Annotated in this window: 20 protein-coding genes and 1 pseudogene; 18 read left to right on the plus strand and 3 right to left on the minus strand. The window is 34.6% G+C overall.

Going from position 1 to position 15,966, the window contains the following annotated elements:
* Positions 1 to 26: 26 nt before the first annotated feature.
* The 7 genes from ILT06_RS03540 (at position 27) to ILT06_RS03570 (ending at position 8,867) form a co-directional block, all read left to right on the plus strand.
* The gene (locus ILT06_RS03540; RefSeq protein ID WP_222654850.1) at positions 27 to 1,508 is read left to right on the plus strand and encodes a distal tail protein Dit; all 1,482 of its coding nucleotides are present in this window, start codon (positions 27 to 29) and stop codon (positions 1,506 to 1,508) included.
* On the plus strand, positions 1,505 to 5,413 hold the full coding sequence (locus tag ILT06_RS03545; RefSeq protein WP_222654851.1) for a phage tail spike protein: 3,909 nt from the start codon (positions 1,505 to 1,507) through the stop codon (positions 5,411 to 5,413). Before ILT06_RS03540 ends, ILT06_RS03545 begins: the two co-directional genes overlap by 4 nt.
* Positions 5,414 to 5,540: 127 nt before the next feature.
* The gene (locus ILT06_RS03550) at positions 5,541 to 6,230 is read left to right on the plus strand and encodes a hypothetical protein (RefSeq protein ID WP_088028630.1); all 690 of its coding nucleotides are present in this window, start codon (positions 5,541 to 5,543) and stop codon (positions 6,228 to 6,230) included.
* A gap of 366 nt (positions 6,231 to 6,596) precedes the next feature.
* Positions 6,597 to 7,556: a tyrosine-type recombinase/integrase gene (locus ILT06_RS03555; RefSeq protein ID WP_222654852.1), complete on the plus strand. Its 960-nt coding sequence runs from the start codon at positions 6,597 to 6,599 to the stop codon at positions 7,554 to 7,556.
* A 14-nt stretch (positions 7,557 to 7,570) separates the two neighbouring features.
* Positions 7,571 to 7,852: a hypothetical protein gene (locus ILT06_RS03560; protein ID WP_222654853.1), complete on the plus strand. Its 282-nt coding sequence runs from the start codon at positions 7,571 to 7,573 to the stop codon at positions 7,850 to 7,852.
* Positions 7,853 to 7,854: 2 nt separating this feature from the next.
* The gene (locus ILT06_RS03565) at positions 7,855 to 8,067 is read left to right on the plus strand and encodes a hypothetical protein (RefSeq protein WP_222654854.1); all 213 of its coding nucleotides are present in this window, start codon (positions 7,855 to 7,857) and stop codon (positions 8,065 to 8,067) included.
* Positions 8,067 to 8,867, plus strand: coding sequence for a GH25 family lysozyme (locus tag ILT06_RS03570; RefSeq protein WP_222654855.1), 801 nt, complete (start codon positions 8,067 to 8,069; stop codon positions 8,865 to 8,867). Before ILT06_RS03565 ends, ILT06_RS03570 begins: the two co-directional genes overlap by 1 nt.
* A 359-nt stretch (positions 8,868 to 9,226) precedes the next feature.
* On the opposite strand, the gene ILT06_RS03575 is transcribed toward ILT06_RS03570, so the two are convergent.
* On the minus strand, positions 9,227 to 9,427 hold the full coding sequence (locus ILT06_RS03575; protein ID WP_222654856.1) for a helix-turn-helix transcriptional regulator: 201 nt from the start codon (positions 9,425 to 9,427) through the stop codon (positions 9,227 to 9,229).
* 163 nt (positions 9,428 to 9,590) lie between these two features.
* Between ILT06_RS03575 and ILT06_RS03580 the strand changes: the two genes are divergently transcribed.
* The 9 genes from ILT06_RS03580 to ILT06_RS03620 all read left to right on the plus strand — a co-directional run bounded on the left by ILT06_RS03580 (position 9,591) and on the right by ILT06_RS03620 (position 14,464).
* Positions 9,591 to 9,893: a hypothetical protein gene (locus tag ILT06_RS03580; RefSeq protein ID WP_072191936.1), complete on the plus strand. Its 303-nt coding sequence runs from the start codon at positions 9,591 to 9,593 to the stop codon at positions 9,891 to 9,893.
* A gap of 2 nt (positions 9,894 to 9,895) precedes the next feature.
* Positions 9,896 to 10,078 (plus strand): hypothetical protein, encoded by a 183-nt coding sequence (locus ILT06_RS03585; RefSeq protein ID WP_000170772.1) that lies wholly within the window; start codon positions 9,896 to 9,898, stop codon positions 10,076 to 10,078.
* Positions 10,079 to 10,193: 115 nt separating this feature from the next.
* On the plus strand, positions 10,194 to 11,375 hold the full coding sequence (locus ILT06_RS03590; RefSeq protein ID WP_222654857.1) for an FtsK/SpoIIIE domain-containing protein: 1,182 nt from the start codon (positions 10,194 to 10,196) through the stop codon (positions 11,373 to 11,375).
* Entirely contained in the window at positions 11,317 to 11,940 is a 624-nt protein-coding gene (locus ILT06_RS03595) for a replication-relaxation family protein (protein ID WP_222654858.1), read from the plus strand. Before ILT06_RS03590 ends, ILT06_RS03595 begins: the two co-directional genes overlap by 59 nt.
* Positions 11,941 to 12,070: 130 nt before the next feature.
* Complete coding sequence (locus tag ILT06_RS03600) at positions 12,071 to 12,415, plus strand: ComGF family competence protein (protein WP_222654940.1); 345 nt, start codon at positions 12,071 to 12,073, stop codon at positions 12,413 to 12,415.
* Entirely contained in the window at positions 12,412 to 12,783 is a 372-nt protein-coding gene (gene comGG / locus ILT06_RS03605) for a competence type IV pilus minor pilin ComGG (RefSeq protein ID WP_046956345.1), read from the plus strand. Before ILT06_RS03600 ends, comGG begins: the two co-directional genes overlap by 4 nt.
* A gap of 175 nt (positions 12,784 to 12,958) precedes the next feature.
* Positions 12,959 to 13,609, plus strand: coding sequence for a 2OG-Fe(II) oxygenase (locus ILT06_RS03610; RefSeq protein WP_088048115.1), 651 nt, complete (start codon positions 12,959 to 12,961; stop codon positions 13,607 to 13,609).
* Between the two features lie 118 nt (positions 13,610 to 13,727).
* Positions 13,728 to 14,225 carry a shikimate kinase gene (locus tag ILT06_RS03615; RefSeq protein WP_000836644.1) on the plus strand — a complete coding sequence of 166 codons (498 nt, stop codon included), beginning with the start codon at positions 13,728 to 13,730 and terminating at the stop codon, positions 14,223 to 14,225.
* 38 nt (positions 14,226 to 14,263) lie between these two features.
* Entirely contained in the window at positions 14,264 to 14,464 is a 201-nt protein-coding gene (locus ILT06_RS03620; protein ID WP_000106080.1) for a YqzE family protein, read from the plus strand.
* 67 nt (positions 14,465 to 14,531) lie between these two features.
* On the opposite strand, the gene ILT06_RS03625 is transcribed toward ILT06_RS03620, so the two are convergent.
* Together ILT06_RS03625 and ILT06_RS03630 are read right to left on the minus strand one after the other, a co-directional pair.
* Positions 14,532 to 15,164, minus strand: coding sequence for a VC0807 family protein (locus tag ILT06_RS03625; RefSeq protein ID WP_001073110.1), 633 nt, complete (start codon positions 15,162 to 15,164; stop codon positions 14,532 to 14,534).
* 140 nt (positions 15,165 to 15,304) lie between these two features.
* A pseudogene (locus ILT06_RS03630) lies at positions 15,305 to 15,422 on the minus strand (GTP pyrophosphokinase).
* 73 nt (positions 15,423 to 15,495) lie between these two features.
* Here ILT06_RS03630 and ILT06_RS03635 point away from each other — a divergent pair.
* Together ILT06_RS03635 and ILT06_RS32390 are read left to right on the plus strand one after the other, a co-directional pair.
* Positions 15,496 to 15,723: a hypothetical protein gene (locus tag ILT06_RS03635; RefSeq protein WP_000032702.1), complete on the plus strand. Its 228-nt coding sequence runs from the start codon at positions 15,496 to 15,498 to the stop codon at positions 15,721 to 15,723.
* 101 nt (positions 15,724 to 15,824) lie between these two features.
* Positions 15,825 to 15,956 (plus strand): hypothetical protein, encoded by a 132-nt coding sequence (locus tag ILT06_RS32390; protein WP_000064661.1) that lies wholly within the window; start codon positions 15,825 to 15,827, stop codon positions 15,954 to 15,956.
* Positions 15,957 to 15,966 lie beyond the last annotated feature (10 nt).

The raw sequence follows: 15,966 nt of genomic DNA on the forward strand, positions 1-15,966 counted from the left end.
TCTTTTTTTACAAAAGGAGTGATAATATGAGTTCTTTTTCATTTAATGGGGAACGGAAGAATTATATTCACATCGAAAGAGGATGGAAAAGACCGATATGGGCACCGTTAAGAAGAAATTTTTTAAGTGTTCCGAGTTATCCAGGAGCAAGGTTATTAAATACACAGACTGAAATGCGTGTTTTTTCTGTTCCTGTTGGCATTATTGCTCCATCTGGGATTGATATGAATATGCTTAGTGAGGATATAGCGAATTGGTTAATTACAGATCAGCCAAAAGAACTTATTTTTGATACAGAGCCTGACAGAACCTATTTTGCTGTTGTAGATGAAGATTTTAATGCTGATGAGTTTGTAGAAATTGGACAAGGAAATTTAAAATTCATTTGTCCAATGCCGTATAAATTAGGGAAAATAAATATTCACAAATTTACGCAAGAGTGGTCTACAGAAACAACTTCTTTTTTTACTAATAAGGGAAGTGTAGAAGCTCCAGCGTTAATTGAAATGACTGTAAAAAAACCAAGTACCTTTTTAGATATATGGTTTGGAGAGTATCCGCACAATCGTGATTATTTTAGATTAGGCTACCCTCTGACTGTGGAAGAAACCACAGTACAAGAGCGAGAAAGAGTCATGTGGGATGAAATGGCTACTCCTATAGGATGGACACCTGTTACTGGACAATTCGATGATATGAAAGGGACAGGTAGTTTTAAATCGAGGGGTGGTTATGCATTATATTGCGAAGATTATGGGGAAGGAATAGGATTCTACGGTGCGGTAGCTAAGAAAAACATTCCAGGTGGTCCATTACAAGATTTTGAAATGGAGGCATGGATGACTTTAAAGTCTAAAAACATTGGTGAAATGGGGCGTGTTGAAGTTCTTCTTCTAGATGAGGCGAGTAATGTGGTAGCCCGCATCAATATGAACGATCTATATGCAACTGCTGAAATTACAAGGGCGCATATGAAAATTGGAAATAGCGGAACCCCCAATAGTTTTCGGAAATTAGTTGATACAAGTGGATATTATTCGACTACATTTAACCAATTCCGAGGGCGTTTACGTATCGCTAGGCGGGGTAAGGTGTGGTCTGTATATGTGGCTAAGTTTATAGATGGTACAGAAAAAGATGGCGCTTCGCTTGTAGAACGTTGGATTGATGAAACAGGAAATCCGATGACAGAACGTAAAATTGCACAAGTTATGATTGCAATTTGTAAGTGGGATAATCACCAGCCTATTAACGAAATACAAATTGATGATTTAAAGTTTTGGAAAGTAAACAAAGTGCCATCTAATACACAACCATACATCTTTGATACTGGAGATAAAATTGTTATCGATACTGAGAAAAGTCTTGTCACAATCAATGGGAAGAATGCAATCAATATAAAAGAAATCTTTAGTAATTTTCCTAGCGTAATACGTGGTGAAAATCGTATCGATATAATGCCACCTGATGTAAATGCAACAATCAGTTATAGGGAGAGATACAGATGAGAACACCAAGCGGAATTCTTCATGTTGTTGACTTTAAAACAGATCAAATTATATCAGTTATTCAACCAAAAGATTATTGGGATGATAGACGTCAATGGGAACTTAAAAACAATGTAGACATGCTAGAATTTAAAGTTTTTGATGGCACACCTGAAGCTATTACATTACAACAGCAAAATTTGATTTTAAAAGAAGTGCGTGATGGACGTATTGTGCCATATGTAATTAATAATGAGGTTGAAAGAGATTCTAATGATGGATCTGTTACGGTTCATGCTTCTGGAGCTTGGGTCCAAATAGCAAAAGAGGGTTTTATCAGTCCGCAACGTATAGAGAGCAAAACTGTTAACGAATTTATAGACTTGGCACTCGTAGGGATGAAATGGAAACGTGGTATTACTGAGTATGCAGGATTCCATACATTGACGATAGATGAGTTTATTGATCCTCTTACTTTCTTAAAGAAAATTTCATCGTTGTTTAAATTAGAAATCCAATATCGTGTTGAGGTTAAAGGATCACGAATTATCGGTTGGTATGTAGATATGATCCAAAAACGTGGGCGTGAAACTGGAAAAGAAATAGAATTAGGTAAAGATTTGGTTGGTGTAAAGCGTATTGAACATTCACGAGAGATTTGTACAGCTTTAATTGGATTTGTTAAAGGTGAGGGAGACAAAGTAATCACTATCGAAAGCATTAATAAAGGTCTACCTTATATCGTAGATGCAGATGCGTTTCAAAGATGGAATGAACATGGGCAACATAAATTTGGTTTCTATACGCCTGAAACAGATCATGAAGACATGACTCCACAACGTCTTATGACGCTTATGAGATTGGAACTAGCAAAGCGTGTAAATACATTTGTATCTTATGAAGTTGAAGCACAATCACTTGGCAGGGTGTTTGGTTTGGCTCATGAATTGATTGATGAAGGGGATATAATTCGAATTAAAGACACAGGCTTTACACCTAAATTACATTTAGAAGCGCGGGTTATTGCTGGTGATGAATCTTTTACTGACCCTACACAAGATAAATACATGTTTGGTGACTATCGTGAGATTGTTAATCAAAATGAGGAATTAAGAAAAATTTACAATCGAATCCTTAGTAAATTCGGTGAGAAACAAGAGATCATGGATCAGTTAGATAAATTAGTGAAAGATGCTAATGAAACCGCTAGTAATGCAAAGAAGGAATCAGAAGCAGCAAAAGCACTTGCTGAAAAGGTACAAGAAAATATTAAAAATAATACCGTTGATATCATAGAATCGAAGAACCCACCGACAACAGGATTAAAGCCTTATAAAACACTTTGGCGTGATATTAGTAATGGAAAGCCCGGTATTTTAAAAATATGGACAGGCGCAGCGTGGGAATCGGTTGTACCTGATGTTGAATCAGTAAAAAAAGAAACCCTAGACCAAGTAAGTAAAGATATTGATTCCACAAAAAACGAGCTAAATAAAAAGGTCCAGGAAGCGCAAAATCAAGCAACAGGACAATTCAACGAAGTACAGGAAGGTTTACAAGGTGTCAGCCGTACAATTTCTAATATCGAAAATAAACAAGGTGAAATCGATAAGAAAGTAACTAAGTTTGAACAAGATTCTAGTGGATTTAAAACTTCTATTGAATCGTTAACGAAAAAAGATACTGAAATTAGTAATAAATTAAATACGGTTGAATCAACTGTAGAAGGTACAAAGAAGACTATTTCTGATGTGCAGCAAACAACGAATGAGCTTAAGCAAAAAACAACTGAAATTAAAGAGGAAGCGGGGAAGATAAGTGAGAAGTTAACGAGTGTAGAGACCAAAGTAAATAACACTAAAATAGGTGGACGAAATGTTATTCTTGGCACATCAATCCCAGCTAGTGTAATTGGTAATAATACAGCGAATCAAACTGTAAATATTTATAATTTTGCAGGTGGGGATTCTAGTTCAATTCTAAATAAGGAGATTTGTGTTTCTTTTGATTGGAAAGTTGAAGGTACAGCGACGCCATCGGGTACTTTGTATATGCAAGGGAGTAATCCATGGCCTCTTATTGCATCCAAAATTACATTTTCTCCTCAAAACTTAAGCGGAAAATATTTGAGTGTAATCACGATTAGTGGTAGTGCTTTTAAATCTGTAAATATGAGATTAGATAATTTCACAACTGGAGCAAAAATTATCATTTCTAATTTTCAAATTGAAATAGGCAATACAGCTACCGAATGGACACCAGCTCCAGAAGATCAAGTAACAACCGATGAATTCACCAAGAAAACAACCGAGATTGAGAAAAGTGTGGATGGTGTAAAAACCACTGTAACGAATGTCCAAAATAGCCAAGTTGGTTTTGAAAAGCGCATGTCTACAGTAGAGCAAACAGCAAGCGGATTGTCCTCCACAGTTAGTAATTTAAACAATGTAGTATCAGATCAAGGAAAGAAGCTTACTGAAGCAAATACAAAACTTGAACAACAAGCAACAGCAATCGGCGCGAAAGTTGAGCTTAAACAAGTAGAAAATTATGTTGCTGGGTTTAAGATTCCTGAGTTGAAACAAACAGTTAACCAGAATAAACAAGATTTATTAGATGAATTAGCCAATAAGCTTGCAACTGAGCAATTTAATCAAAAAATGACTCTGATTGATAACCGTTTTACTATTAATGAACAGGGTATCAATGCAGCAGCAAAAAAGACAGAAGTATATACGAAGACGCAAGCGGATGGACAATTTGCAACAGGTTCCTATGTAAGAGATATGGAGTCACGCCTTCAGCTAACAGAAAAGGGCGTTAGCATATCTGTAAAAGAAAATGATGTAATCGCAGCCATTAACATGAGTAAAGAAAACATTAAGTTACATGCTGCACGAATAGATTTAGTTGGTAAAGTTAATGCTGAGTGGATTAAAGCGGGAATACTAAGTGGTTGTCAAATTAGAACATCAAATACAGATAACTACGTAAGCTTAGATGACCAATTTATACGCCTCTATGAAAAAGGGGTTGCTAGATCATTTCTAGGACATTACAGAAGAACAGATGGTTCAGTACAACCAACTTTTATTTTAGGAACAGATGAAAAGACTAATGCTCCAGCAGGCGCTTTATTTATGTCTCAAGCAGGCGCAGGATGGTCTGGGGCTTATGCGAACATTGGTATTAGCGATGGAATAGAAAATGGTGAAATCAAAAAATCCGTGTTTTGGGAATTGCAAAGAAACGGACTAAGTGTTTTAAACGCTAATGATTATCATGTGTTTTATGCAGGTAATGGGAGTTGGTATTTCAGACGAGGAAAAGTGGGGTTATATCAAACTTCGTTAGTCGTTGAAGATAATGGTACAGATTCTGATTTGAGGTTACCTAATGTAACTTTACGTAATAGCCGTGCAGCGGGATATACAGGAGTTATTCAATTGAAATCCTCTGTTACTCAAAATGGTTGGGGGTCTGTTCAAGGTAATTTTATGAGCCCTTCACTACGGGAGTATAAATCTAATATCCGTGATATATCTTTTTCAGCCTTAGAAAAAATTAGAAATCTTAGAATTAGACAATTTAATTATAAGAATGCAGTAAACGAACTATACCGGATGAGAGAAGAGAAAAACCTTAGTGATCCACCTTTGACAACAGAAGATATTAAAACATACTACGGTGTAATTGTAGATGAATGCGATAAAATGTTTGTGGATGAAAGCGGGAAAGGAATTCACTTTTATTCATATGCGTCACTTACAATCAAAGCTTTACAGGAACTTGAAGAAAATCAAAATGCGAAATTAGAAGAAATGGAGAGTAAGCATAATGAAGAAATTACATTAATGAACAATGAAATAGCAACACTAAAAGAGTTAGTTCAAAAATTAATAAATGAGAAACCAGAGCATCCATAAGCTGGTCTTATTATTTTGAACAAAATACGGCTTAGATAAGAAAAGGAGAGACAATATCTCTCCTTTTCTTTAATATAGAAATAGAACATCCGCTTTATGAAGTTAATGAAATATATGAGGTGAATATATGGAACAATTTATTTCAATAATTATATTTTCTTTGCCAGGATTACTTGCATATTTTTGGTTGCAACTATTTGGATTGAATCCAACTGTGAAACATACTCCTACTGAAATGATAGGACTTGTCGCATTATTATGGGTTCCTATTACTGGGCTGACACTTGTAACATATAACTTAATTATTTTTATATTTTTATCATCTAAAGTTTATATTACAAGTCTTAATGAAATAAGTGCTTTATCTATGAAACTTTCGTTTTTATTGTTTTATGTAGTGTTCAGCGTGTTCTATAGTTTTCTAGTATCGTATGCGTGGGGAAGATACTTTAATACGGTTGTTATAAACTTAGTGAATAAAGTGAGAGTCCAACGTAAAGTGTCAGTACTTTCAGAAGAGACCAGTGTTTGGGATTCGTTCTTTTTTAGTCTTGACCAATCGGAAGAACAACCACTAATTGTTGAAATGTATAAAATTGATAAGCCGGAGGAAAAAACCTATGGAGCTGTTATTAGGATGTCCCGTCCTTTTGAGACGGAACGATCCTTGGTATTAGACCAATCGGAGCAATGGAAGAAAGCCCATAAATATTATCAATATCCAGTTAAACGAAGTTATGTAGACGTGAAATCTGGAATGATAGTGAACGAGTTGGACCATTTAAACCCGCGAATTCCTGTTAATCACGAGGTGTAGGTGGAGCTTCAAATGTTGGTCTTTTTACTGAACTATCGGGTAGAGTTACAGGGCCGCTAGATGGTTTCGTGTCTTTAGACATAGTAGAACCTCCTTTCTAAGTTGGGTCATTTATTGCCTACTATCACTTCTTAGGTGGAAGTGGTGCTGAGTATGTAGGTCTTTCTCCTGAACGAATTTCACGCGGTGTAGGTGTTGTAGCCGCATTAGGAGTATTAGTTTGATTTGGGTTGGACATGTTACAACCTCCTTTCTTCCAAATAATACAATAATTTTTGAAAGAATTCGATAAAAAATTAAGAGGTCATTATACAAGTTTAAGAGAAGCGAATATGCTTCTCTTTTTATTTTGAGGAGATGATCAGTGTGAAACGAATAGTAGACCAAGAAATTTATGAAAAGCATGTTAGCCAAGAAAATAAAAACCTAGTCAAAGATTTTCTAATCGAAAAGAAAGCACAAGGAAAAGCGGCAAGCACTTTAAAGCAATATCATTGGGACTTACGAATTATTTTGTTTCTAATACATCAACACTTCGAAAATAAAAATCTAATTGAATTAACACGTAAGGATATTCGAAACTTATCTATTATTTTTCAAGAGCTGGGAATGTCTAATGCACGTGTAAATGGATTAATGAGTGCATTAAGGTCCGCATTAGAATTTTGCGCGGATGATGACGACTATGATTATGAGTTTAACGTGGGTTCAAGGGTACGCGGTTTACCTAAGAATCCAATAAGAGAAATAACGTTTATCACTGAGGACCAGATTAATTGGTTAATTGATGAATTAGTTGATCAAGAAAAATATATGCTAGCAACTTATTTATCACTTTCTTACTACAGTGCAGCACGAAAGAATGAAGTTTACCAAGTTCAAAAAGCAGCACTAACAGATCGATATTATACAAATGTGGTCCGTGGTAAACGTGGGAAAAAATTTAGATTATATTACAATCCACGAGTACAGAAATGTATTCGTTTATATATAAATCAACGAGGTAAAGATGCAATTCCAGATTTGTTTGTGCGAGTTTATAAGAATGGTGAGCGAAAACATTTAAATAAGAGTGTATTTAATTACTGGTGCAAGATATTTGCTAAGATGCTATGTGAAAAGGAAGAAAAGGAATATAAAATTAATCCTCACTGTTTCCGTCATAGCAGATTAGATAATTTAAAAGTGCAAGGTGTACCACTAGAAAAACTAAAATCGCTTGCAAATCATTCGGATATTTCAACAACACAATCCTATTTAAAGGATAGGAGTGAAGAAGATATTGCAGATATTTTTGGAATGGATCCAAGTTGCTTTGCAGCTTAAAAAGGAGTGGGGAAATGACAATTGAAGTAGGAGTACTAATTACAATCGTATCGGCATTTATTGGGTACATGTCTTATTCGCTGAACCGTTCAAAAGAAATTAAGTCAGATGGCAGACAAGGGGCAGAGACAAACGCGAAATTAGAGTACATCAGTAAAGGTGTCGATGATATTCGTATAGATATAAAGACGAATGAAAGACAGATGATTGTACTTGGTGAGCGTATTACACGAGTAGAAGAAAGCTCAAAACAAGCTCATAAAAGACTCGACAATGTAGAAAAGGAGATGGATTAGTAATGAATAAATCAAAAAATAATATCAAAAAACGATTCCGCAACTGGAAAACATGGGTTGCGGTTTTTTCTTTGCTTGGATTTTTATTTACGAAATTCGGTGTTCCAGAAGCTAAGAGTTTCCTAGATGAACTGGCGCCTTATCTATTATCTGTTGGTATAGCACTTGGTATTTGGTCTGATCATGATGTGAATAGTGAAGGAGACGATAAATAATGGGACAAATCGTAGATATTTCAAAATGGAACGGTAATATCAACTGGCCAGTAGCAAAACAGCATTTGGATTTTGTAATTGCACGTGTACAAGATGGTTCAAATTATGTTGATCCATTATATAAAGGGTATGTACAAAGTATGAAGCAACATAACATTCCGTTTGGTAACTATGCATTTTGCCGTTTTGTATCAATTAATGATGCAAAAAAAGAAGCGCAAGACTTTTGGAATCGCGGCGACAAGAGCGCTACGGTTTGGGTGGCTGATGTAGAAGTAAAAACAATGGATGACATGAGAACCGGTACACAGGCGTTTATCGATGAGTTATATCGATTAGGAGCTAAGAAAGTTGGTTTATATGTCGGTCATCATATGTATGCTCCATTTGGTATGGCAAATGTAAAGTGTGACTTTGTATGGATTCCACGTTATGGCGGTAATAAACCAGCATATCCTTGTGATATTTGGCAGTACACAGAAACGGGAAATGTACCTGGTATCGGGAAATGTGACCTAAATTCACTTATAGGGAGTAAGTCACTATCTTGGTTTACGGGAGCAGCACAAGAGCAAGTACAAGCGGAGGCACCTAAACAAAATATCATTCAAACAGGAGCATTTTCACCGTATGAAGTGCTTAATGCCATGCAAGCTCTTACCTCTTTAAAGATGACTGGTCAATTCATCCTTGAGCCGGATGGATTAGCTTATATCGTCACAGATCCTACTTCTGAAGCGCAATTGAAAGCTTGCGAAGAGTGGTTATTACGTCTTGGTTGGCATTATGAAGTTAAATAAAAGAATAGTTTTATGAATAAAAATTATTACCTGATTCTATATGTAGATAATTATATCTTGATTTTCATATTTATAGATGTTAGTGTAAGTATACACCGTTTCTTATTTATCTATGAGTAGTGTCTGTAGAACGAATAGAATAATTAGAAAAACCCCCCTTTTGCACCCATTGCAGAAGGGGGGGTATTTTTATGAGATTTAAAATTTACTTTTAGATAATGCCTTTAATATCGGATTAATGATTTTACTCAATAAACGGAATCCCCTAAATATAGATTGAACAACCTTCACATAATCATCCCCCTTAAATTAAGTAAATCATACTAATTAATTGTATATTTTTAAAGTGTGATTTTATATTATTGTATTTCTTCTTCAATCCATATATCTTCTACTTTCATACCAAGGACCTTAGCAATTCTAATCGCAACTAAAAGTGTTGGCGATCCTCCTTGAAGTAAGTTAGTCATTGTAGAATTAGCTATACCAACTTTTTTAGCTACAAATCCGTAACGTAATCCTTTTTCATCTACAATTTGTTTTAAGTTGCTACGTATCACATTTACACCCCCTATATGTATATTCTTGTGAAATCATTTTTGTCCTTTTAAAAAATAAATTTAAGATGGACAGGCAATGTATTTCATTCTAGTTCATATACCTATATCAAGACCACGAAGAATACCAAGTGGAACTAAGGACATCAAGAGGGGAGAGGATTACATGCGTTGGCAGTATAACCACTTGAATACAACTCCATATTTACATCCTTCAAAAGAATTACGTCAAATGTATAACGAATCCAAATCAAGATCAGAAACAGAATCAATTATGAATCACATGAAAAATCATGAGGTGTTTAATAACAAGGAGTATAAAAGATATTTCAGTTTATCCCAAGTTATTGAAGAAGATCTATACGGCGAAGAAGAAGACATTTTAAATTGGGAAACTTTAATGGATTGTTATGATGCAGTTCTTACGAGAAAAGGTATTATATTCCGTGAAAAAGAAGAGGAGGAATAGCTATGACACTTGCAGGGGAAGCGGTAATTATTTGGACAGCAACAGGGTTGTCAGTAATTGCTATGAAGGCAGCAGAAAAAATGGGGAGAAGTGTTCCATATTGGCTTCCACGTGTAACCTTGTACACAACACTTACAGGCTCGTTTCTATACCTTCTACGTTATGTTCTAGTTGCATTTCTATGAAGGAATACAATGTGGAAGGTCAGGACAACAGACAGGGTATAAGAAAAGGCCCGTCCCGTTATATTCCAAAAGAGTGCAATGATATCCTTATAGGATATCTAAGGGGGAAATGTTTATGTTGGAGTTACTAATAGTTCCTACAGCAGCATTAACATACGCATTAGTAAGTGATAAGTTCAAACGAAAAGATAATGATAAAAAGAAGATTCAAGTCTTTTTTGAGGTGAGTGGAATCGCAATTAAAAGAGAAGATAAGCTACATTATCCCAAGTTTCAAAATCAAGTTGATGATGATCGTAGCACAACATATGTTTACACATTACCTGTAGGTATGCCGAGTAAAATTATTCAGAAGGTCGAGGATGTTGTAAGTGAGGGGTTAAATAAACCTGTTCGGATTCATTATGATAACTATAAATTAAGTATTCGAGTATTTCATAAAGACATACCTAACAAGTGGGAATGGGCAAAAACATTAGTTGAACAAGGAAAATGGCTTGTACCTATAGGGCAAAGCTTAGAAGAGACAATTTATCATGATTTTGATAAAACACCACACATGACTTTAGGTGGCTTAACACGTATGGGAAAAACCGTATTTTTAAAGAATGTAATGACATCTCTTATTACAGCAAAACCAGATCATACGTATTTATACATCGTCGATTTAAAAGGCGGTTTAGAATTCGGGCCATATCAAAATTTAAAACAAGTTGAATCTATAGCAGAAAAACCAATTCAAGCATTTCAAGTTTTAAATACCATTCTTGAGAAAATGGAAGAGAAAATGTTCTTTATGAAGGAAAGGCATTATACAAACGTTGTAGAAACAAATATAAAAGAACGTTATTTTATTATAGTTGATGAAGGGGCTGAACTTTGTCCTGATAAAAGTATGGGTAAAGAGCAGCAAAAGTTATTAGTGGCTTGTCAGAGAATGCTTTCTTATATAGCAAGGATTGGTGGGGCGCTTGGGTTCAGATTGATTTTTTGTACACAGTATCCAACTGGAGATACATTACCGCGGCAAGTTAAGCAAAATTCAGATGCAAAGCTTGGGTTTAGATTGCCGACACAAACGGCTTCTCAAGTGGTTATAGATGAGTGTGGATTGGAATCGATTAAAAGTATACCAGGACGCGCTTTGTTTAAAACGGATAGGTTAACAGAAATTCAAGTACCGTATATTTCTAATGAAATGATGTGGAATGCACTAAAACAATACGAGGTGGAGAAACATGAACATACAAACACACATCAAATTGAATCGTCAGATGATGATTCTGACCTCGATTAGAAAGCTGAAATTTGCTACACGTAGGCATTTAATGGCTATACATGATTTAGGTGGCATAAGAAATGCAAATCGTATATTAAAGGATTTAAGCGCATTTGTTAACAGCACCGTGTACAAAAAAGAATATGTATATTACTTAAATAAAAAAGGGCGCACGCTATTCGATGATACAGAAAAAATAGTACCAACAATTCGATTAGCGCACAGCCTTATGAGAAATGAAGCGTGGCTCTATCTGTTTTGTCCGGATGACTGGCAGATAGAAACACCTATACGCTATAAAATAGATGATAAAAAGAAGATAATTATTCCAGATGTGAAATTCCGAGGCGAAGAAGGAATATTAAATGCTGTTGAAATAGATCGGACGCAGATGATGAATATAAACAGTGAGAAAATGAAGAGGTATGGTGAGTTTACAACTTATTACAAAAATAAATATAAGGGTAAAATACCAATCGTTCATTTTTTTACCGTAACGGAATATAGACAACAAACTTTAGAACAATTTGCAATGAAGAATGGAGTTTACGTGAAGGTGTATGTTGTCCCAGAATTTCAATAAAAAAGAGCTGGATGAAAACCCAGCTCTTTTGCCCCTTTTTTCTCAGTAATGCCCCACCTTTGCCCCGCTTTGTAGAAAAAGATAGAAAACATTTGGAAAAGGTCATGAGTGAAATCACTGATATAACAAGATATTTACAAGGGTAAAAAAACAAAGAAAACGGGTGTACCTATTTATAGGACAAGTACAGTTAGAGTTTCGTGAAGTATCTTTTGTAGAAAAAATAGTCCCTGAAAATAAAGATAATCTTTTACGCTTCCGTCTTCGCACTGGAGATGAAGTGACGTATGAAAAATTGAATAATCATCTTATAAGAAAAGTGAATAAGCGCGGAAGAGAAGTTATATTACAAAATGTTGAAATGGTTTCGTATGAAGTAACACCTCATTTGCTCTTTATAAATGTGAAAGATATGAGTGGGAAAATATATGAAGGTGTAGCTGTCAGATATAGCGAAATGGAAATAAATATATGAGAAAACAAGATGGATTTACGATGCCAGGAACAATCATTTTTCTTGTATTATTAACTTCGTTCTTTGTATACGAAACGAATATGTTGCTTATAGATAAAAAATTTTATATTGAAATAGAGCAAAAGTTTGTACTGGAAGAACTACTAAATCGATCAATTACAAATATAAAAAAAGACTTACAGCAAAAAGAAAAGGAAGATACTTTTTTCTTTCAATATGAAAAGGGCGAAGCAAGTGGGAATTACGTCTTTGAAAACGATGTTATACTCGTTTCGTTGCAGTGCAAAATAAAACAAGAAGTTTTCTACAAGGTTAGTTTTCGGTATAGAAAAAAGGATGAAAAAATATTCGATTGGATAGAAGGATAGAATGTAAAATATACGGATGAAAACCATAATTTCTTATTTTAAAATAGGTTATTTTTTTATAGCAAATGGATAAATATAACGAACGAAAGTTTAAATTTTCTCAAAAAAGAGAAAGGTGGAAAGAATATGATATATTCAAGCTATCCAAACATATTTTTTTAGGGAGAATAGGGAAATGACAAATAACAATCAAATAGGTGAAAATAAGGAACAAACTATTTTTGATCATAAAGGAAATGCAATTATGACGGAAGATAGGGAAATACACATTATTTCAAAATTCGAAGAACCTCTTATTGTCGTGTTAGGAAATGTATTAAGTGATGAAGAATGCGACGAATTGATTGAATTGTCTAAAAGTAAAATGGAACGTTCTAAAGTTGGTTCATCACGTGATGTAAATGATATTCGAACGAGTAGCGGTGCATTTTTGGAAGACAATGAGCTTACTGTAAAGATTGAAAAACGAATTTCATCTATCATGAATGTTCCTGTGTCGCATGGAGAAGGATTACACATTTTAAATTATGAAGTGGATCAACAATATAAAGCGCACTATGATTATTTTGCGGAACATAGTAGATCAGCTGCTAATAATCGTATTAGTACGCTTGTCATGTACTTAAATGATGTAGAAGAAGGCGGAGAAACGTTCTTTCCGAAATTAAATCTTTCTGTGCACCCTAGAAAGGGAATGGCAGTATACTTTGAGTATTTTTATCAAGACCAATCATTAAATGAGCTTACGTTACATGGAGGGGCACCTGTAACGAAAGGTGAGAAATGGATTGCAACACAGTGGGTGAGAAGAGGAGCTTATAAGTAAAAGCGTGTATATAACGTTTTGTTCTTCATTGTATAAGGAGAACAAAACGTTTTTTTATTAAATAATTAAATCTTTCGTTATAATAAAAAATAATAACGGATGATTGAGAGGAACGAACATGAAATCTATATACATAACTGGTTATATGGGAGCTGGGAAAACAACAATTGGAAAAGCGTTAAGTAAAGAACTTCATATGGATGTTGTCGATACAGACCAAAAAATTGAAGAGAATCAGGAGAAGGCAATTCGTGATATTTTTGCCGAAGAAGGCGAAATCGCTTTTCGGGAATATGAAAGTGAAATGTTACGTTCACTACCCAGTTGTAATGTAATTATTACAACTGGTGGTGGAATCATCGAGCGAGAGGAAAACCGAAAGTGGATGAAGGAAAATGGAACTGTCGTGTATTTATATTGTGATCCACATGTAATTGCAGAAAGACTCCGTGAAGATACGACGCGTCCACTATTTCAGAAGAAAGATATAGAGGCATTTGTGGCAAAATTTGAATCGCGCCGAGCTTATTATGAAGAGGCTCATATTCATATCGATACGACGAATAAGTCTGTAAAGCAAATTATGAATGAATTAAAAGAAAAGATTAATGAATAAAAAAGTGGACATACTAATCAAGTAGAGGTGATGATAATATGTCTACTAATGATTATGTTCGCTTTGTGACACAGCAGTTTGTGTCGTACATGGATGCTCCAAAAGAAGATCGTAAACAAAAGAAAGAACAACGCCGTGCTGAAAAAGAGCCATTTATGAATAAGTGGTTTGGTGTTATGCCGCTAAGTGCTGCTTTGTTTTATCGAAACGTAAAAGATAAAAGAAAAAAATCAAGTTAACGATTTCGTAATATGTGTAGCAAAATGAAAATCCCCTAGTAGTATGATGCTACTAGGGGATTTTCATTTACTGTACAGATTCTTTTTCTTCTGTCACTGCATGTATTTTATTGTTTACCCAAACAAATCCAATTCCGATACAAATGGAAATGCCCCACCCAACAGCGGTCATAATCGCTCTCATTTCACCATAGCCATCTACACCGAAAACAGAGATGAAATAAATTTTTAAGAAGCTTTTTAATATAAATTGTAGCCCGAAAAATAGCGTTAAATATTGTAGTGCTGGATAGATACGACTATCACGATACAGTTCACGACTTTTATCACGGTCATGGCCTTGCAATGCGGCAATATCTGCTGCGAAATATAACATAAGTGGTTTTTTTATAAAAATTGTACATATGACGATAATACCGAGTACGATGTGATAATACGCATCGTTCCACAACATTCGTTCAGCTGATCCAGATAATAGGTCTACTGTTGTATTAGAAATGAGTGTAATTAAAATAAAGAACCCTGTCACGTTAAACTGTTTTTCTTTTTTAAAGGTATACAGTGTATAAATAATCCCTGGAACAGAGGAAAGTAACATCGCGTAATAAGGATCGATATAAGGTTTTGCAAATTTCCAAATGAGGAATGGGATTACGAGATAAAAGACAAGATCTAATATAGCTTTTTTATTTTGATTCATATAAATCCTCCTTAAGTCATACATATATTTTATAATATAATTTCTGAAAATTGTATAAGGTTTAATGGGAAAAGAAAAAATATATTAATTTTTGAGGGATTAGTAGATTAAAAAAATTGCCCCTAGCGTAGTAAGTTTTTTTAGTATATAATAAAGGAAACGCTTTCATTTTTTGGTTTGTTCACAAAATGGACGGAAAATCACATATTTACTATCGATATGTTGCTTTATAATGAAACTAATTAAATATACATGCATACAATATTGTGAAATAAATAACATAAATAATCTATATAAATGTAAACGTTATCAAAATAGAGAGGTGGAGACAATGAGTAAATTTTTCTTCAATCATAATCCAGCAACAGTAGAGGATGGAAGGCTTGTTAAGTATGCTGAAATTATTTATGGAGAAGGTGGCCGTTCTGTATTAGAAAATTTAATGGTGAAGGCATCTATCAGATTGCGTGATCGTTATCCGAATAAATCTGACGAGCAGATCTCGAACCTAGTAAATAAAGGCATCCATGATATGTTTCAAAAATACGTGAGTGAGTAAGTAAGAGTAGCCAATGGCTGCTCTTATTTTTTTGTATAAGGATTGTATCTCTAGCTGAAAATAAGGATGTATTTTGAAAGATATAAAAAGGAGTGATAAAGATGAGCAATGGAATTGGTCGTTCAAAAGAAAATCTTCCAACTGATGCTAATCATGTGAGCGCAAAGGATCGTGCGCATCAAAAACGTATGGCAAAGCAAAAACAACAAGAGCGTAATGGCGATAGAGGATAACTCAAAAAAA

The sequence above is a fragment of the Bacillus sp. 17RED48 genome (assembly GCF_019837545.1).
GTDB classification, from domain to species: Bacteria; Bacillota; Bacilli; order Bacillales; family Bacillaceae_G; genus Bacillus_A; species Bacillus_A wiedmannii.